Below are 254 nucleotides of genomic sequence, written 5' to 3' on the forward strand. Positions count from 1 at the left end.
CCCGATCTGTCACCAGCTTCACAGCCTCAAACTTGAACTCCTTCGTGAACTTCCGTCTTACCATGTCCGATCTCCAGGTCCTTGGTCACGATCTTATCTTCGTGTCCACGAAACCGGCAGCAGGCCAAGAGAAAGCGCTCGAACTCGGGCGGGTTCGGGTTGAGGATATTTGTGCTGGCCATTGTGGTCCTGCTCCCTGATCGAGGCTGTGCCGCATCCTGCAGCACGACGGTCCGGGCATGACGCCAGGCGAC

General features: G+C 58.3%; 1 protein-coding gene. It reads right to left on the reverse strand.

Annotated elements, in window-relative coordinates; genetic code table 11:
• Nucleotides 1-26: 26 nt before the first annotated feature.
• Nucleotides 27-254: hypothetical protein (locus NHN26_RS17445; protein WP_253090556.1), on the reverse strand; the 228-nt coding region annotated here is incomplete at its 5' end.

It is taken from the genome of Rhodovulum tesquicola, from assembly GCF_024128855.1.
GTDB classification, from domain to species: domain Bacteria; phylum Pseudomonadota; class Alphaproteobacteria; order Rhodobacterales; family Rhodobacteraceae; genus Rhodovulum; species Rhodovulum tesquicola.